The organism is Oleiphilus messinensis (assembly GCF_002162375.1).
In the GTDB taxonomy this organism is placed as follows: domain Bacteria; phylum Pseudomonadota; class Gammaproteobacteria; order Pseudomonadales; family Oleiphilaceae; genus Oleiphilus; species Oleiphilus messinensis.
Genome location: NZ_CP021425.1, coordinates 6,167,690 through 6,184,491 on the forward strand (window position 1 = coordinate 6,167,690; position 16,802 = coordinate 6,184,491).

The following is a 16,802-nucleotide window of genomic DNA, read 5'->3' on the forward strand; positions in this document are numbered from 1 at the left end:
GAATTCTGCCTATTACAGTGTTTTTCCCGGCATCAAGGGGTCAATACAGACGAAACCAGTAATTGGGTATACGGATGTTGCGGGTCATCCAGAACTTGATCAGTGATCCCCTGCTCAACGATTTCCGATTGCTTCATCACGACCAATCGGTGGGCCAACAAGCGGGCGACCGCCAAGTCATGGGTAACCAACACAACCGACAAGTGCATTTGCACCACAAGGCGTCGCAACAAATCCAGTAACCGGGCCTGTACGGACACATCAAGCCCTCCCGTGGGCTCATCCATAAATATCAGTCGGGGCGAGGTCACAAGATTGCGTGCAATTTGTAACCGCTGCTGCATACCTCCTGAGAAGGTTGTTGGCAGATCATCAATGCGTTCCGGGTCGATCTCAACCGCCCGCAACCAGTCCTGTCCACGGGCACGAATGTTGCCATAGTGCCGTTGCCCCATCCCCATCAAGCGCTCGCCAATGTTCGCCCCGGCACTCACCTGCATCCGGATTCCATCCCGTGGATTTTGATGCACACTTCCCCACTCTTCGCGCATCAAACGTCGCTGTGAAGCTTCTGAAAGTTGATAAAAATCAACGGGGTGATCACTGTTTTGGGGTCGGTATAGCATTTGTCCCTGCTGGGGGGCACAACGACCGGACAAACAGTTAAGCAATGTACTTTTGCCCGAACCGGACTCGCCAACAATACCCAGCACTTCACCTGGATACAGATCAAAGTTGATATTGGCACAACCCTTACCCGGTCCATACAACTGGGTAAGTCCTTGCACATCGAGCAGCGGTGTTTCATAGAAGCGCTGGTTCTTTTCCACGACACGACTCTCGTCTATTACATCACTTGGCGAACGCTCCACTTGTCCAGAGACAGCGAGGTTTTCCTGGCTATTGACCATTTTCATCTCCCGATTGCATTCGATTTTCTGTACTGGCCGAATTCTGACTCAGGTTGGCCTGACAAAAATCGGTATCTGAACAAACATACATTCGCGAGCCGTCGTTATCGGTGATAATTTCATCGAGAAAACTGCTGGAACTGCCACATATCCCACAGGGATGCGTCCATTCCTGAATTTCAAACGGGTGATCCTCAAAATCCAGGCTCCGAACTTCAGTGTAAGGTGGAACCGCATAAATCCGTTTTTCCCGTCCCGCACCATACAACTGCAAAGCCGGATTGCAGTTAAGTTTCGGGTTATCGAATTTCGGAATGGGCGAAGGATCCATCACGTAGTGATTATTGACCTTAACCGGATAGGCATAGGTTGTCGCGATATGACCAAAGCGGGCGATATCCTCGTATAGTTTCACATGCATGACACCGTATTCTTGCAATGCGTGCATCGTTCTGGCTTCGGTTTCGCTCGGCTCAATAAACCGCAAGGGTTCAGGAATGGGAACCTGAAATACAATAATCTGATCTTCCTGAAGATCCGCTTCCGGAACGCGGTGCCGGGTTTGGATAACAGTTGCCTCAGACGTCGCCATGGTGGTCTCGACACCGGCAACCTTTTCAAAAAAACGCCGAATACTGACCGCATTTGTGGTATCGTCCGCACCTTGATCGATGACCTTGAGCACATCAGCTGTTCCCAGAATCGCAGCAGTGACCTGCATGCCCCCGGTTCCCCAACCGTAAGGTAACGGCATCTCCCGCCCCCCAAAAGCAACCTGGTAACCCGGAATCGCAACGGCTTTCAATATCGTGCGACGCAGCATGCGTTTGGTTTGCTCATCAAGATAAGCGAAGTTATATCCGGCAATCCGATTAACTTGATTCATGCTCGTTGCTCCTCCACCCGATCCGGTTCAACCGGAGTCGCCGTCTCCTCAGTCACTCTATCCTGTTTCCGCACGTCGTGTGCGGCTCTGAGTTTTCGCAACAACTCGAGTTCAGACTGGAAATCGACGTAGTGCGGCAGTTTCAAGTGCGATACAAACCCGTTGGCTTCCACATTGTCACAGTGGGCCAGTACAAATTCTTCATGTTGGGCAGGCGCTTCAACGTCTTCACCTAGCTCACGGCCTCTAAGCGCACGATCTACCAACGCCATTGACATCGCTTTACGCTCACAATAGCCAAATGCGAGGCCGTAACCGCGCGTGAAAGTGGGTGCCTGTTGGTCATTACCCGCGAACTGGTTGATCATTTCGCACTCGGTTACCGTGATATCGCCCAAACAAATGGGGAAGCCAAGCTCTTCCGGCTCGATCCAGACTTCCACATCCCCCATACGAATCTCTCCGGCAAAAGGATGATTGCGACCATAACCGCGCTGGGTTGAGTAGGCCAATGACAACAGAAAGCCCTCATCACCACGGGCCAGTGCTTGCAATCGTGCAGAGCGGTCTGCGGGGAAATCCAGAGGTTCCCGGGTCAAATCCGCCGGATCACCGGAACCGGTTGGCGAGGATTCAATTAATCCTTCTTCCGCTAAACGATTCAACACCTTTGGACAATGATCTCCATCCAGACTCGGATCATCCGATTTCTGATCCTGAGATTGGCTGAGCGGCTCTATTCCGCTGTCCTGTTCTATTCCGCTGTCCTGCTCTATTCCGCTGTCCTGTTCTATTCCAGACCTGGACTCGGCCAACAACTTAAAGTCCAGTAATCGATGGGTATAGTCATAGGTCGGCCCCAACAACTGACCACCCGGAATATCCTTGAAAGTGGCACTAATGCGACGCTGGAGACTCATACTTTCGGTTTGCAAAGGAAGCGAGGTCGCAAAGCGCGGCAGTGTGGTGCGATAAGCCCGTAACAGAAATACCGCTTCCAGGGTATCACCACTGGCCTGTTTCAAGGCCAGGGCCGCCAACTCAGGATCATACAAAGAACCTTCTGTCATCACCCTGTCCACCGCCAGACCCATTTGCTGCTGAATCTGTTGCACCGACAGTTCGGGTACATTCTTGTCCCCACGGCGACGGTCAGCCATCGCCTTGTGTGCGTTATCAATGGCCTTCTCGCCACCTTTTACCGCAACATACATGAAACACTCCTCCGCGTTTGCACGCCCTGTGATATCAATTGCATTACGAATAAACCTGAGTTGCTATACCGCTTCCGAGGCACAGGTCACGACCTCTTCATGTAACTGAACATGGGTGCTTCGGGGTATTCCTAAAAGCTTGTCGCCACAAGTCAGGTACATATCAATGCCACAGGGAAAATCGGCCTGATTTCGATACCATTGCTGCAGCATGTTTTTCTGCAGAGGTTTAACCTGATGATGGCGTACCGTGGGTATGCCCGGACCGGAAAGCTGCAAGGCCAAGCCAGCGGTCAGCGATTCCATTTCAAAAATCACACTGGTCGATTTCTCTGGATACGCCTGAGTGCCTCGAGAAAATTCGCTGAAGGAAGTCACCTCACTGCTGTGCACAAATGCAAAATCCGCAGATCCCGGTGTGTTGATAATTTTGCAACCACAATGAAAACGGAGATTCGCGATCACGTCGGGATGCCGGTAACGCGGGGACAACCAGACTTGCGTATCTTGATCCAACAGTGTTAACGCAAGGCAGTATGCAGCATCCGGTAAACACTGTTGCATATCCGCTGTACGCGCTGGAGTATGGGGCATCTGAAGTAAAGTTCCGGGCTCCGACAAGGCTTTCAGGATCCGTCTGAAAGTACTCTGTGCCGCTTCGACCGGATCAGTAAAAGCCGGCCAGAGTACAGTGGCACCGGGTGTGGTCAACTCGTTTAATTCGTTCATTATTCCCCTCGAACCATAGTGAAGAAATCCACTTTTGTAGCTTGTGTAGTCCTTGCTTGTTGCTCACGCTTTTCCCGTTGCTGCTCTGCCAATGGCATAATCAACTCAGCCATCAAATGTGGGTGATTGTCAGAGCGCTGCAGCATCGCATCCAAAACTGCAACGTATTCTGCATGGGCCTTATCCCGACCCAGGACAAAACCAAAACCGGTTTCCCCCGACTCCAACAAGACCACACAACGAGTCATGGTCATCTCACCCAAGTGGAAAGTCTGACCATCGCTACCGGCGTTGGCCTTTGCCAGTGCCATCCCCACTTCAGGGGCTCGAATAAGCCGATACGCGGGAAAATCGCAAAAACGTGCTTTAATCTCGGCAGCGCTGGCTCGCGCCAAAACCTTTAACCACAGCTGTCGCAGCTCAAGGGGAGACTCAGCCCCCACCTTCGAGGTTACTGCAGTACCGGGCTGCCCATCCAATAATGAATTCATAACATGGCCACCTTCATTTCAAATCGGTCGGATCGACTCCGGGAGACAGAATATTCAATCGGTTTTCCAGTCTGCGTAATATTATGCGAGCGCACGACCAAAACTGGCAGCATCTGAGAGCAATTAAGCCAGGTTGCATCTTCCGAGTCCGGCAATCGCGCTGATACATAGCCCGCTCGTCGCTGTACCTGATAACCATATGTGCTTTCCAGATAAGCGTGCAGCGATCCTTCCCGATATTGGTCAGCCAGGCCCGGTACCAGTTCGATATCCAGAAAGTGGCTGATGATACAAATTGGCTCGCCATCCACGGTGCGCAAGGTACAGAGTTCCAGCAGGTTTGTACCTGGCAAAAAACCACTGTCACGGCTAAACGCTTCGTCCACTTGGGTTAAACTTTGGCGTACAACTCGAGCCTCGGGTTTTAATCCCATTTCTTTTAACGATTCCGTAAACCGGGCACGTTTTCGAATGCTGTATTCAATACGATTATCGACTACAATGGTGCCACGACCATGCTGGCGCAATACCATTCCGGAATGCACAAGCTCATCAACTGCCCGCCTCAGGGTGTGCCGATTGACAGAAAAACGTTTTGCCAGTGCCCACTCCGAGGGGAGAAAATCACCCACTTTGAAGTTGGTTCGGATCTCGCCTTCAAGAATCTTTGCAACTTGCTGATAAATTGCCATTTTTTACTTCCATGAATAATCTATGCGAGTCTTGTAGACGTCTAGATCTCCTAGGAGACCAAAAAAACCCGCATTTCTCTTTTCTAATTACAGTTAACGGTTGTTGTTCTTTGATATAACGCTATTAAATAAAACGTTTGCGTATTTGTTGTGACATCACATCTAGCGCCGTCACCGAAACAATAATGATCAGGATAACCGCCCCGGTTTGCGGAAAAGTGAATCCTCTTATCGATTCCCACAAAATTACGCCAATCCCGCCAGCGCCGACCATGCCAACCACGGACGCAGAGCGTACATTGGATTCAAATCGATAGAGCGAAAATGAAATCCACAATGGCAACACCTGAGGCAGCACGCCATAAATGATTTCCTGAATACGGGTTGCCCCTGTCGCTCTGACGCCCTCTACAGGGCCAGGATCGATTGCTTCAACGGCCTCAGAGAAAAGCTTCGCCAGCACACCTGTGGTGTGGACAAATAAAGCGAGCACCCCCGCAAAAGGACCCAAGCCAACCGCGACCACAAACAACATCGCAAATACCATTTCATTAATTGCCCGGGCGGCATCCATCAGGCGCCGGGTAGGTTGAACGATCCACCAGGGCGCGATGTTTTCCGAGCATAAAATACCAAAAGGAATTGCAACAATAACCGCCAGCAACGTACCCCAAAGCGCAATTTGAATCGTAACAATCATTTCACTGACGTAGAGTTTCCAATCGGTGAAATCGGGCGGTACAAAGTCCTGAATTAATGTCCACATGTTGTCGGCATCCTGCCACAACGATATTGGATTCATCTCCGCACCTTGCCAGGCCCAAGCAAGAATCAGAACCATCACCAACCAGGCGATACCTTTGCCGACCTGATTTGCACGCCCTTTTAAAATTTCCTGATGGCGCGGGGAGCTTCCCATCGCATTTGATGACATCATCTTGCTTCTCTATCTCTTTTTCTTGAATACAGCCCGCAGACAAATACATCGGAGACCCCGGAAACGGGGCTACTCCGATGCGTATACGTCTTGGTAAATTGAATTAATTGGTTGCAGCCGTGTCGTTACGAACTTCAATTGCAGCGAGCTTACGCTCCAGGTTTGCAAGTTGTTCGTTAATCTCGGCAATTTCCTTCGCCTTTTGATCTGCATCCATATCGGTGTTGTTCTCAAGCTTCAGCTTTTTCTTGTACAGAACCAACTGACGAATGGGCAACAATTGATCATCACTGGAAGGACGAAATGGTGCCCAACCAAGATCAGCAAGAATCTTCAATTCTGTTTTATCGCCATCCGTGCCATATTCACGGAAAAAGCCCCATAACTTGGATTTAACAGACTCGGGCAGGTTCTTACGCCATACTATTGGATCAGAAGGAATCAAAGGCGACTTCCAGATTACTTTTACATCTTTCGCTTTGTCCGGATGGGTCACTTTGAAGCGAGTCATGTTTTCAGTATTGTTAGTCGCAAAATCGACTTGTTTGTTGTACACCGCAAGCGCGTTCGCTTCATGGCTGGAATTCAATGAACGCTTGAATGCTTTTTTAGCATCCACGTTGTTCAAGGCAAATACATAGTAGGATGGGATCAGGAATCCTGAGGTTGAATTTGGATCCCCGTTACCAAATACCAAATCACGACTATTACTGAAGATATCATCCAGGTTGTTCAGCTTGCTGTCTTTATGTGCAATCAGCAATCCCCAGTATCCTGGATTACCCGCGACATCAACGGTTTGCATGAAAATCTCACCACCAGCACGGTCTACTGCTTCCATCGCAGATTTATTGCCATACCAAGCCAAATCAACTTTGTCGAATCGCATGGCCTGAATGATTCCAGCGTAGTCCGAGGCAAAAAATGGCTTGACCTCGACGTTCAGTTTTTCCGACATATCCTTCAGGAAAGGCTCCCAGATCGTGCGCAGATTCTGACTGGATTCGGTAGAAATGATCCCGAAATTAAGCTTTTTCATTTCCTCTGCACTAACGGTCGCAATCGAAGACAGTGCAACGAAGACCAGCGCCAGGCGCTTAAAGATCTTGATAAACATTTTGAACTCCATGAGCGTATTTGAGATGAACAACTCGTATTGAGGCTGTAAGTGGTTCTTAAGTTTTTTTGGTTCGTTCTGTACTAAATGACCTAAACGGAGCTGGATCGTTAAAGCCATATTCCTTCATTCAGCGCTATCACACTGATGATTCAGCCCACCCTGGCCAATGCCTTGGTGCCATAGTCCACCGCACCCGGGATACTGCTTTGCGCCGTATCCGTATCAGTCCGCGAAGTCAATAACGCCTCGCTAGACCCATACACGTTCTTAAGTACCTCATCGGTAAGCTCTGCAACCGGACCGTCGAAATGAACCTTACCCAAGCGCAAGGCAACAACACGTTGGCAATACTTTCGGGCATACTCCACCTGGTGCAATGTAACAACCACTGTTTTGTTATCCTGCCGGTTTATATCGGCCAGTTGATCCATCACGTTTTTTGCGGACTCGGGATCCAGGGAGGCGATGGGTTCATCTGCGAGTATGATGTCCGCTTGTTGCACCAGCGCCCTTGCAATCGCGACCCGTTGCTGTTGCCCACCAGATAACTTGTCTGCACGCTGAGCCGCAAATTCATCCATACCCACACGCTTCAAGGCATTAAGCGCCAATGCTTTCTCTTCTTGCGTGAAAATACCCAGCGTGCCACGCCATCGAGGGATGCGTCCTAGCATACCCAGTAAGACGTTACCGCGAACGGTCATGCGATTGACCAGGTTAAACTGCTGAAAAATGTAACCTATCCGGGCGCGTTTGCGGCGTATACCTGAAAGCAGGCGTCCGGATTTTTGCACAGCATCATCGTACACAAGCACTTCGCCTTCAGAATGCCGATCCCCCTTTTCCAAACCCGAAATATGCCTGAGTAACGTCGACTTTCCTGATCCGGAAGGCCCGATCAGCGCAACGATTTCGCCTGAATTGACCTGCAAATCAATGCAATCAAGCGCCCGTTTCTGTTTTTGAAACGTTTTATCCAACTTGCTTATCTGGATTGCTGGGGTCATAAAATTACCGGAAGTCGTTGGCTATGTTTTTTTTAACAGACTGATTTTTTAACAGACAGGCTGTCACATACTTGTCTAGACAATATGCCAAACAAATGTGACCGTGACTTTGCTGATTTATGAAGAAAAAATGAATCACTCGTTCATCTATATGTCTACAACCTGTGAACCCCCCTCAAAACACCATGGGATAAACCCATACTCAATTCCTGCTGTTGTGGTAGCCTAGAGCTCACACAGCCCATTGGTACAAAGGTTTATACGCGAAACGAAGAAATCCGAGTCGTTGGAGGATGAAGACACGATGATCGATATGATGCTGACTGCAGAGCCGGCGCTTCGGCTGGGCACCTTTCTGATTTTATTCACGCTTTGCGCGCTACTGGAGGCATATTTTCCGAGGCGTGATCGAGAACAACCCCGGAAGGCGCGCTGGTGGGGGAACCTATCACTCTCCGCGTTTAACACACTCCTGCTCAGATTACTTTTGCCTTTGAGTGCCACAGAATTTGCGCTGTACTGCGCAGATCAACATTGGGGGCTACTGAATCTACTCAATTGGTGGCACGGGCTTGAAATACTGGTCGCAATTGTGATCATGGATCTGATTATTTATGCTCAACACGTCTTGTTCCATCACAATGCACTACTATGGCGACTACATCGAGTGCATCACACCGATATTGACCTGGATGTTACTTCGGCAGCCCGTTTTCATCCAATTGAAATCGGTCTCTCAATGCTGATTAAATTTTCTGCAATTGCGCTATTGGGAATCTCCCCTGTTGCTGTCATCTTGTTCGAAGTCATTTTGAATGGCATGGCTATGTTTAATCACAGTAACTTGCGCCTGCCACTCGCGATCGATGCCATTCTCCGAAACATGATTGTCACGCCGGATTTTCACCGGGTACACCATTCCATTAACCCGAAGGAGACCAACAGCAACTATGGATTTAACCTGTCTGTTTGGGATCGCATTTTTCAAACCTATCGCCCTCAGCCCGTGCAGGGCCATGATCATATGATATTGGGGTTAGAACAGCACCGGGAAACACAGAAAACCTCTCTCAAAGCCCTGTTAATACAACCGTTTCGCGCTGAATAGCGCTATCCGGATACAAAAAACGGCAGTACAATTTAAAACTGTACTGCCGCTCACGAACTGCAATCACTTACCTTTCAGGCTCATTGTAAAACTTCAGTACTCTGATTCTCCACTTTGCTAATCCTTCACCTCTTCAGCACTCCACCGCTAATACTTCAACGGGTTTTCAACCATGCTAACGACATAACCTTCTTCAATAAAGTGAATGACGTCTTCTGCGAATTTTAAAGGGTATTCGGCGTGCGGCACATGTGCTGTGTTGGGATAGATTGAAACCAAAGGTTTAACCCCCCGGAGGAATAATGAAAGGTAGGCCGGCTTAATCACATCCTGACGCAGGCTCAAATTGCCGCTGAGAGATGTCGCAGGCAAGAAAGGGTCTTTCTCTCCGAACACGAACCAGATTGGCTTCTGCAATTCCCGCAATCGCTTGAACAGACTTCCCGCATCGTCAACCCGCGATTCCACGCCCATTCCATAGATATCCCAAACATACGCGTTGAGATACCGATCAAACTCCTCGTTGTTGTCCTTTGCCATTTTCTGGCGAACCTGAGTGGTGTATATCGTATCGATATCTTTGTTTAAGAAATAACCTTCCCAGCCTGGATTAACTTCCCCGGTCTTGGCGTTATAGTTTTGAAAGTAGTAATACGCTTCTATTTCCCGGGCACTTCGTGCTTTTTCACTCTCTTTGTGTTTCAAAGGTTCCCAGACGGTCTTCCAGGCCTCAAGATTTTTTGCGAGAACCGGGTCAAACAACGGCACCGGGTCTCCTGCTTGAGAGGGAATGTGACTGGGGAACTCTTCCAGTCCATAGGGTGACTCCAGGATCAGCCTGTCAACAACATCCGGAAACTCAAGTGCATACCCCAATACCCACTGCCCCCCCATCGAATGACCAAGATAAGTTGCGCGCTCGACATCAAGCTGATCGACCAATAAGCCATGAACCATGGTGCGAGAATCCGCGAGCGACAGATTTACAGGGTGGTGAGTATTTTCAGCAATTGATTTGCCATACTTCGGTAAATCCACCGCAATCACCCGCAACCCGGCTTGCAGGCAATACTTCATCATTTGTGAAAAGTAACCCGCATTTGCCCCCCGGCCATGGATCAACACAATGGTGTCTGCCGTTGATTTAGGTCCGAGCCCCCAGTATTCATCCATGTAGCTCATTTTCCATTCCAGCCCCGATGCATCTTTCACTGATGCATATTGCACAGGATAGGGATACTGAACTTGTTCTCGCCAAAAGCTTGAAGTTTCACCTTTGGCTAAAACATCAGGGACACCATCAACATCGCCCAGATGGAACATCGTGGTTGAACAGGCACTGAGCAATGCCAATACCATTAACACCAACAGCCGCGTAACCGATCGCTGGCCACGTTTAAATGCGAGAAGCCCATACCGCTTCATGTGAACCTCCTTGTTTAGAGTCATCATTAAAATTCTTGCTCAAGATCCAGATCGAGTTGCCCCAAGCCTGCATTGGCAAACTGTGCCACAAGCTTGGCGCTGCTTTTTTCCATGATTGCAATAATATCCTGACGCTTGCTTGTCGTTTTCAGAGACCACCCCTGTTCCGTGCGGGTCAGCAACAAACTGACCCCGGCCAGACTGGCATCGTTCAGACGCAACATGACCTGACCATTATTTGCCGTGTTCATGGCCTTGTCACTGGCCAGGAACTGATCTACATGACGCCCCAAAAGCGCCATAAAATCATCCTGATTCATTGCCGGTGCTATCGATTGAGTCGAACTCGAATCAGAAACTGCAGATGGGTTCAACAGTGGTGAGGCATTCGACGCAAGCAGGGCATCTGGAAACTCAGGGGAAACCGTGTCACTGGATTTGCCATCTGCCTGATGTGTCGATAACGACGACGCAGACAGATCAACACGTTCTGCACTGAAAAGCCGCTCATTAGAATGCAAAGCGCTGCGAATATCCGTCTGACGGCGAACATTTTCCAGCATGGAATCAAGGTCAGACATATTCGTCATGTCCTCCGGCAAACCAATCGGCATGCGGGTATCGGAAATAGACAACGATGTTTGCGACGGAGCGCTCGGCCACGGTAGAAATGCGCCCTGATCTGCACGATGGGCTGTCCGTAGATCTGTATCTGTATGTTTACCCTCTACAGATGGCGTTTTTTCAGGAAAATTGGATGGGTCTGAATGTTTGGTAATACTCTCAGGGGCCTTTGATTCGAGTAATTGCGCTGCTCCAATTCGTGTTGAATCGGTTGCACCAGACGCTTTCGATAATTCGCGGGAGGGCTGTTCGCGAGAAGAATGTTGTGCGCCTTGGCTCCCGACCTGCACGGGTTCGGTCAACGGCAGTGAGGTAGCAGTAGATCCTTCGGACTCCATTTCAATTCTCGAGGCTTCGGTGCCTGGCAGGTCGTGTTCCACGTTATTATTTTTCAGGCCTTCATTAACGGGACGACTTTGATTAGCAGGCAACGCCTGGTTCTGCGGACTCGGGCTTTCATCAGCCCCTTGGAGTATGTCTTTGAATTGCTGTTTTTGCACATCTGTTACGGTTCCAGGATCCGCCAGATTACGGCTTTTTACACCTTCGCCTGAGGCCAGATTCCGGTCTGCTGTTTTTTGCACCACATCCATGGCAGGTTTCCTCAATCAGATTTACGACCAAATACGATCCGTATTTGATGACAGTTCTTCCAACAATCGTTCTTCTTTCTTTCGAAGAATACGCCGATAATCGCCCTTAAGCGCAATCGAATGCTGCTCTAAAGTCTCGATCCTCGCTTTAAGTAATCGATACTCCTGGACGATTTCGGCTTTATCCTGTTGTGCTTTTCTCAGACTCGATTCCGCCTCAAGCATCGTTTTCACCCTCAAGCCGAGAAGCTCTCGAAGTTGTTTTAAGTACAGCTCATCACGGATGTACTCATGTGCTTGTAGCTTGTTAGACGTTAAAAATTGAGTTCGTTTTTCATTTAACCGGGTCTCCAGGGTCAGCTTTTGATTTCGACTGGACAACCACTGTGCTTCGGCTTCACAGACTAGCTGCTGCGCTGCCCTCAACTTCTTTTCAATCTTGTCCAGATTGGTCCGACGAATCTGAACAATCTTGCAAATCATCTTCTGTCGGTCCAGTAAATCCCGTGCGCTCACTGACATGCTTCCTGTAATGAGACAAATGTTTGGTCAAAATCAGCGATATCATATTCAGATTGCCTGAGCAGTGACATCAGCCTGGGGTAACTCGAGACTGCGGCATCAATGTTGGCATCGGTACCTGTTTTGTATTCGCCTAATTGGAGCAACAGCTCAACCTCTTGATATCTGGCCAGGTTTTCACGCAGCTTTTTGGCTGCACCAAGGTGTTCATCCGTGACAACCCGGTTCATCACCCGACTGGCGCTGTTGAGCACATCAATGGCAGGATAATGGGCTGCGGAGGCCAGTTTTCTGGACAAAATAATATGTCCATCCAATAATGACCGAACTTCTTCTCCTACAGGGTCGTCACCTTGCTCCTCTTCCTCCAGCAACACCGTATAAAACGCCGTCATGGAGCCTTTATCATTGTTGCCAGCTCGCTCAAATAATCTCGGTAACATGGAGAAAACAGAAGGCGTAAATCCCCGTCGAACCGGAGGTTCACCCAATGCCAATCCCACATCCCGCAATGCCCTTGCATATCGGGTTACGGAATCCATCATCAACAACACACTCTTGCCCTGATCCCGGAAATACTCCGCGATTGCTGTACCCACACAAGCTGCCCTGCTACGTTCCAACGCAGGTCGATCCGCCGTGGCCAGGACAATAACGCTTTTTTGCAGACCTTGTTCGCCCAGATTGTCTTCAATAAACTCTTGCACTTCCCGGCCCCGCTCACCAATCAAGACAATGACATTGATTTCAGCCTGAGCACCGCGGGCCAACATGCCCAGCAGCGTACTTTTGCCCCCACCCGCCATTGCAAAAATCCCGACGCGCTGACCAATCCCGGTAGTCAGGGCAGAATCGATCGCTTTCACACCGGTCACCAAAGGCTCACATATCGGCGCTCTATGCAGTGGATCAGGCGCATTTTGATAAATTGATACACGCTGATGACATTCCGGGTCTCCCTTGCCGTCGATGACCTTGCCATGGGCATCGACAACCCGACCCAATAATCCATGTCCAACCGCAACCGTTGCAGGTTCGCCTTCAGAAATAACCTCCATCTTCGCAGACACGCCTTCCAGGGGGCCTAACGGTGTCAGCAGTATTTGATTGCCACGAATACCAATCACCTCTCCATAGAGTTCGTGGCCTGTGTGCTGGTCTTTAAGTACACATAACTCACCGATTCGGGCCGATGAAAGGCCGGTAACGGTAATGAGTGTCCCCCTTGCTTCCGCCACCCGCCCCCGATAAGCCAGTGACTCGCCACGACGAATCGCATTGAAAACCGGTGCCCATTGCCCATCACGATCATGTTTCATTGCTGCTGACAAATTCGTCAGGCGAATTGTCCCGTCAGTTCCTGAATACAACCCCATCAATCGACCTCTCGCCGAACCAACGCGCCTTTGGCGGCCTTCAGAATTTCGGAAAGCTGTTCGGACGCACCGGCTTGAACCACACCCAGTTCACTTTCCACTATACAGGCAAAAGGATCGAGTCCCGGCTCGGAGACCACCTCCAGAGATTCACACAGACCACGAGAATTTCGCCACTCCTGAATTTTTTGTTCCACAATGGCAATCGAGTCAGGATGAACCAAAACACGAAGATATCGATCCGCCTGCATGGAACGCAGGGCACTTCCCAAAATATCTTTCATCACCAAATCCGTAGGGATCGATGGCAGTATCTTTTCAACAATTGCGCCAGCCAGCTCAATGATGACAGAATCCGAATGATCCAGGTGACTCCGGGCAGCCTGTTGTGCCTCAAGCAACAAGTTCACCAATTCTTCCCGTACTTGTTGCTTGCCTTCCTCCCTGCCATCCTGAACCGCTTTTTTCTTGAGCACTTCAGCCTCTGAACAGGCACGTTCCCAGAGGCTGTTCGCCTGATGCACCATAGCTTCGAAATGTGCCAGGGGTTCCTGGGCATCTTTTGGGATTCGCCTGCTCTCGTGCTCGAGCTTCCAACGGTTCTGATCATGTAAAATTACTGGTGTCGTGTTCATCCGTGACTTTTGTTTTACATCGGCTGCGCTCATAAACTGAACTTCACTGGTTTGTTGCTAAAAATCTGAGATATTTATCCTGGTTACAGGTTCTAAACAGGACCTCGGGTACTTTATATTGCCTGCATGAAATCGCCTGAATGCCGTGAGGTCGGTATCAGGGCGTGACAATAGATTTCAAACAGTCGGAAATCAGATCCGCACCAACCCGGCTCCGTATTAGAGGCTGCCCCTGATCGCAGGGATGCGCCAAGCTTACTCGCTCACCGGCCAAGACATCATGCTGTCGCGCAAACCACACCAGTTCACGTAAACCTTCAGCGCGCAGCAGTTCTGTCAGCTGTCGGTCGGACAAGTCTTCCAATGCCAATTGGTGTTCCTGATCCTGTGGCCCCAAGCCTTCAGTACCCGATGCGGCTACGCGAAAACTCATAACACTGCCATATACCTCCAGTCCCAGCACTCGCTGTAATTGCAATACCCTGTCCCTTGATACAACTGATCGAAGATGAGCAGAACATGCCAGCGCACCAATGTGCAATATGACCGGACCCCATTGGACTGCCGGCATGAAAAGCCAGGGTAATGCGCGTTGGATCTTACTATTCTCATCTTTGAGAAGGGGACGTCCGAACAGTTCAAACCGAACCGCAAGGTAGGCAAACAGCCACCGCTCCCCACGCCGGGATGCCCGGGCCAGTCCAAGTAATTCGGGATCAAAACCGGGAAACCAGGAGGAATCAGTCTCTTTCAATGCCAATTGATCCAGCAAATCTCCATGCATGTTAACCATCCTGCTCAAAGTTCCGGTTTGGGCTCAGGCACTGCAGCACCATGCTGCCGCCGTCGCCTCAGGTAGCCAAACGCGAGGATAAACCCTGTGCCCAGTACGAATCCGAAAACCGAAGCCTGTAAAGTAAATGTTCCCTGACCAGACAAGTCACCATTTTCCGCCGGGATGTAGTTGAAGCTTTCATTACGCGTGAAAAATTTCACCGTGACTTTGTTAACATCATCGAGACCTTCAACACCGTCGGTAATAATTGCTTTAATATCAGTTTCATAATTGCTCAGGTTGGCATTGGGGGACTGGATAACAACAACAGACACAGATGCAGAACCCTGATTCTCACTGAGCAAGGCTTTTTCCGGCAAGGCAACATGAACACGGGCGGTAATCACGCCATCAATTTCCATCAAAGTCTGGGTCAGCTCTTGAGAAATCGCATATAAAAACCGGGCCCGCTCTTCGGTAGGGGATGACACAAAGCCTTCTTTTTTGAAAACATCCCCCATAGACAATTTAGCGGTTCTCGGCAGACCTTTTTCCTCCAATACCATCATTGCTTTTGGCATTTGCTTCAATGGTGTCATTACCATCCAGGTCTTGCCATCCACTGATGCTTCCTTGCGTGCATCGATCCCGGAAATCAACAATGCCGCCACAACTTCGTTTGCCTGGCGTTCACTGAGTGCGGAATAGAGTGTGGTCCCTCCGCAAGCGGAAAGCACACTGGTGAGCAAGATAAGCCTGATGAAATTCTTTAGCATGATTACCATCCGTGGATTCGATCTAGGACTGCTGCCGGAAGAGCTGCTGTACACCTTCAGACGTACGATTGGCTACATTTGCAGTAAGCTGACTCTGAAACAGAAACTGCTGCGCCTGCACAGTAAGTTTAAGCATTTGTCCCGGGCTGAGGTCATGAAGTTCCGCCTGAAGGTTGAGTGCTTCCTCGCCAATAGAAGCCACAGATCCATTCAAGTCCTTTAGCATGTTTACCGCTGATTCCAAACCGGTTGTTTCGACCGACTGAACAGCACTGGTCATCTCAGTCTTGACCGGAGCACTCTGGTGAAGGGTCTGAAAATGATTGACATCGATAATAGATACATCACCTCCGTTTGAACCACTGCTCTGCTGTGCAGCAGAAGCTGTGCCCAAATTGGGTGAGTCAATATTAAAAGTCGTACCGGAAATAGGATCCATCTTTACTTTTCCCTGTGATTATACCCACCTCCTCTGGAGGCTTTGTTCAAGTGTCACTCCCTATGTGCCAAACCGGTTCAACACACGAGAGTGACTGGCATTCAGATCAGTTCGGATTATTTACGTGCAAGCGCTTCCAAAGCCTGGCCCACGCTGGAGGTCGCCGTAGAAGCATTATTTGCCATGAACTGCATTTTCATACTCTCTGCCGTAAGCTGAGTCATCGCTGAAGGCGTATCTTTACCACCATTACTGACTGCATCAGATAATTGGGTAACCTGATCGGCCTGCTGATCCAGGGCATTACCCCAAGCACCCGCCATCGCTTCGTACCAACTGTGTTTATCACCGGACATTCCCAATTGACTTCCACCCAGAGGGGAAGCTTGCTGAAACTCATTTGAAGTTGCACCGGTATTATTGGCATTTATAGCCGTTTGATTTGAACCACCTGAAGTTGTAACACTGTTACTCATTGTACTTTCCTTTTACTTTGATTAACGTTTCGGGCTCCTGCCCATTTGCACATCAACTCTGATATT

Annotated in this window: 19 protein-coding genes; 1 reads left to right on the forward strand and 18 read right to left on the reverse strand. The window is 49.5% G+C overall.

The window, feature by feature from the left end:
- Positions 1–32: 32 nt before the first annotated feature.
- The 9 genes from phnK to phnC form a co-directional block, all read right to left on the reverse strand.
- On the reverse strand, positions 33–911 hold the full coding sequence (gene phnK / locus OLMES_RS26870) for a phosphonate C-P lyase system protein PhnK (protein WP_087464698.1): 879 nt from the start codon (positions 909–911) through the stop codon (positions 33–35).
- Positions 901–1,797, reverse strand: a complete 897-nt coding sequence (locus OLMES_RS26875; RefSeq protein ID WP_087464094.1) for an alpha-D-ribose 1-methylphosphonate 5-phosphate C-P-lyase PhnJ — start codon at positions 1,795–1,797, stop codon at positions 901–903. The genes phnK and OLMES_RS26875 overlap by 11 nt, the downstream gene beginning before the upstream one ends.
- Positions 1,794–3,011 carry a carbon-phosphorus lyase complex subunit PhnI gene (locus OLMES_RS26880; protein ID WP_087464095.1) on the reverse strand — a complete coding sequence of 406 codons (1,218 nt, stop codon included), beginning with the start codon at positions 3,009–3,011 and terminating at the stop codon, positions 1,794–1,796. Before OLMES_RS26880 ends, OLMES_RS26875 begins: the two co-directional genes overlap by 4 nt.
- A 63-nt stretch (positions 3,012–3,074) precedes the next feature.
- On the reverse strand, positions 3,075–3,740 hold the full coding sequence (gene phnH / locus OLMES_RS26885; protein WP_087464096.1) for a phosphonate C-P lyase system protein PhnH: 666 nt from the start codon (positions 3,738–3,740) through the stop codon (positions 3,075–3,077).
- The gene (gene phnG, locus OLMES_RS26890) at positions 3,740–4,231 is read right to left on the reverse strand and encodes a phosphonate C-P lyase system protein PhnG (protein WP_087464097.1); all 492 of its coding nucleotides are present in this window, start codon (positions 4,229–4,231) and stop codon (positions 3,740–3,742) included. The genes phnH and phnG overlap by 1 nt, the downstream gene beginning before the upstream one ends.
- Positions 4,228–4,923: a phosphonate metabolism transcriptional regulator PhnF gene (phnF, locus tag OLMES_RS26895; RefSeq protein WP_087464098.1), complete on the reverse strand. Its 696-nt coding sequence runs from the start codon at positions 4,921–4,923 to the stop codon at positions 4,228–4,230. Before phnF ends, phnG begins: the two co-directional genes overlap by 4 nt.
- A 124-nt stretch (positions 4,924–5,047) precedes the next feature.
- Entirely contained in the window at positions 5,048–5,860 is an 813-nt protein-coding gene (gene phnE, locus OLMES_RS26900) for a phosphonate ABC transporter, permease protein PhnE (protein ID WP_157678644.1), read from the reverse strand.
- A gap of 103 nt (positions 5,861–5,963) precedes the next feature.
- Positions 5,964–6,977: a phosphonate ABC transporter substrate-binding protein gene (gene phnD, locus OLMES_RS26905; protein ID WP_087464700.1), complete on the reverse strand. Its 1,014-nt coding sequence runs from the start codon at positions 6,975–6,977 to the stop codon at positions 5,964–5,966.
- A 152-nt stretch (positions 6,978–7,129) separates the two neighbouring features.
- Positions 7,130–7,987, reverse strand: coding sequence for a phosphonate ABC transporter ATP-binding protein (gene phnC, locus OLMES_RS26910; protein ID WP_087464099.1), 858 nt, complete (start codon positions 7,985–7,987; stop codon positions 7,130–7,132).
- 304 nt (positions 7,988–8,291) lie between these two features.
- Between phnC and OLMES_RS26915 the strand changes: the two genes are divergently transcribed.
- Positions 8,292–9,095: a sterol desaturase family protein gene (locus OLMES_RS26915; protein WP_087464100.1), complete on the forward strand. Its 804-nt coding sequence runs from the start codon at positions 8,292–8,294 to the stop codon at positions 9,093–9,095.
- A gap of 147 nt (positions 9,096–9,242) precedes the next feature.
- Here OLMES_RS26915 and OLMES_RS26920 read toward each other — a convergent pair whose 3' ends face one another.
- The 9 genes from OLMES_RS26920 to OLMES_RS26960 form a co-directional block, all read right to left on the reverse strand.
- A complete protein-coding gene (locus OLMES_RS26920; RefSeq protein ID WP_157678645.1) occupies positions 9,243–10,520 on the reverse strand; it encodes an alpha/beta fold hydrolase in 1,278 nt (425 codons plus the stop codon).
- 26 nt (positions 10,521–10,546) lie between these two features.
- Positions 10,547–11,737: a hypothetical protein gene (locus tag OLMES_RS26925; RefSeq protein WP_087464102.1), complete on the reverse strand. Its 1,191-nt coding sequence runs from the start codon at positions 11,735–11,737 to the stop codon at positions 10,547–10,549.
- A gap of 21 nt (positions 11,738–11,758) precedes the next feature.
- A complete protein-coding gene (locus OLMES_RS26930; protein ID WP_087464103.1) occupies positions 11,759–12,253 on the reverse strand; it encodes a hypothetical protein in 495 nt (164 codons plus the stop codon).
- On the reverse strand, positions 12,250–13,635 hold the full coding sequence (locus OLMES_RS26935) for a FliI/YscN family ATPase (RefSeq protein ID WP_232465220.1): 1,386 nt from the start codon (positions 13,633–13,635) through the stop codon (positions 12,250–12,252). Before OLMES_RS26935 ends, OLMES_RS26930 begins: the two co-directional genes overlap by 4 nt.
- Positions 13,635–14,303, reverse strand: a complete 669-nt coding sequence (locus OLMES_RS26940; RefSeq protein ID WP_087464104.1) for a FliH/SctL family protein — start codon at positions 14,301–14,303, stop codon at positions 13,635–13,637. The genes OLMES_RS26935 and OLMES_RS26940 overlap by 1 nt, the downstream gene beginning before the upstream one ends.
- 124 nt (positions 14,304–14,427) lie before the next feature.
- Positions 14,428–15,054 (reverse strand): hypothetical protein, encoded by a 627-nt coding sequence (locus OLMES_RS26945; RefSeq protein WP_087464105.1) that lies wholly within the window; start codon positions 15,052–15,054, stop codon positions 14,428–14,430.
- Positions 15,055–15,068: 14 nt separating this feature from the next.
- Entirely contained in the window at positions 15,069–15,821 is a 753-nt protein-coding gene (gene sctJ, locus OLMES_RS26950; RefSeq protein WP_232465221.1) for a type III secretion system inner membrane ring lipoprotein SctJ, read from the reverse strand.
- 22 nt (positions 15,822–15,843) lie between these two features.
- The gene (locus OLMES_RS26955) at positions 15,844–16,260 is read right to left on the reverse strand and encodes a hypothetical protein (RefSeq protein ID WP_087464107.1); all 417 of its coding nucleotides are present in this window, start codon (positions 16,258–16,260) and stop codon (positions 15,844–15,846) included.
- 116 nt (positions 16,261–16,376) lie between these two features.
- Positions 16,377–16,736: a hypothetical protein gene (locus OLMES_RS26960; protein WP_087464108.1), complete on the reverse strand. Its 360-nt coding sequence runs from the start codon at positions 16,734–16,736 to the stop codon at positions 16,377–16,379.
- Between the last annotated feature and the right edge of the window lie 66 nt (positions 16,737–16,802).

Excerpts from the sequence above, each read along its gene's own strand:
- phnK (WP_087464698.1), bottom strand. The coding sequence starts at position 911 with ATGGTCAATAGCCAGGAAAACCTCGCTGTCTCTGGACAAGTGGAGCGT.
- OLMES_RS26875 (WP_087464094.1), bottom strand. The coding sequence starts at position 1,797 with ATGAATCAAGTTAATCGGATTGCCGGATATAACTTCGCTTATCTTGAT.
- OLMES_RS26880 (WP_087464095.1), bottom strand. The coding sequence starts at position 3,011 with ATGTATGTTGCGGTAAAAGGTGGCGAGAAGGCCATTGATAACGCACAC.
- phnH (WP_087464096.1), bottom strand. The coding sequence starts at position 3,740 with ATGAACGAATTAAACGAGTTGACCACACCCGGTGCCACTGTACTCTGG.
- phnG (WP_087464097.1), bottom strand. The coding sequence starts at position 4,231 with ATGAATTCATTATTGGATGGGCAGCCCGGTACTGCAGTAACCTCGAAG.
- phnF (WP_087464098.1), bottom strand. The coding sequence starts at position 4,923 with ATGGCAATTTATCAGCAAGTTGCAAAGATTCTTGAAGGCGAGATCCGA.
- phnE (WP_157678644.1), bottom strand. The coding sequence starts at position 5,860 with ATGATGTCATCAAATGCGATGGGAAGCTCCCCGCGCCATCAGGAAATT.
- phnD (WP_087464700.1), bottom strand. The coding sequence starts at position 6,977 with ATGTTTATCAAGATCTTTAAGCGCCTGGCGCTGGTCTTCGTTGCACTG.
- phnC (WP_087464099.1), bottom strand. The coding sequence starts at position 7,987 with ATGACCCCAGCAATCCAGATAAGCAAGTTGGATAAAACGTTTCAAAAA.
- OLMES_RS26915 (WP_087464100.1), top strand. The coding sequence starts at position 8,292 with ATGATCGATATGATGCTGACTGCAGAGCCGGCGCTTCGGCTGGGCACC.
- OLMES_RS26920 (WP_157678645.1), bottom strand. The coding sequence starts at position 10,520 with ATGAAGCGGTATGGGCTTCTCGCATTTAAACGTGGCCAGCGATCGGTT.
- OLMES_RS26925 (WP_087464102.1), bottom strand. The coding sequence starts at position 11,737 with ATGGATGTGGTGCAAAAAACAGCAGACCGGAATCTGGCCTCAGGCGAA.
- OLMES_RS26935 (WP_232465220.1), bottom strand. The coding sequence starts at position 13,635 with ATGGGGTTGTATTCAGGAACTGACGGGACAATTCGCCTGACGAATTTG.
- OLMES_RS26940 (WP_087464104.1), bottom strand. The coding sequence starts at position 14,303 with ATGAGCGCAGCCGATGTAAAACAAAAGTCACGGATGAACACGACACCA.
- OLMES_RS26945 (WP_087464105.1), bottom strand. The coding sequence starts at position 15,054 with ATGCATGGAGATTTGCTGGATCAATTGGCATTGAAAGAGACTGATTCC.
- sctJ (WP_232465221.1), bottom strand. The coding sequence starts at position 15,821 with ATGCTAAAGAATTTCATCAGGCTTATCTTGCTCACCAGTGTGCTTTCC.
- OLMES_RS26955 (WP_087464107.1), bottom strand. The coding sequence starts at position 16,260 with ATGGATCCTATTTCCGGTACGACTTTTAATATTGACTCACCCAATTTG.
- OLMES_RS26960 (WP_087464108.1), bottom strand. The coding sequence starts at position 16,736 with ATGAGTAACAGTGTTACAACTTCAGGTGGTTCAAATCAAACGGCTATA.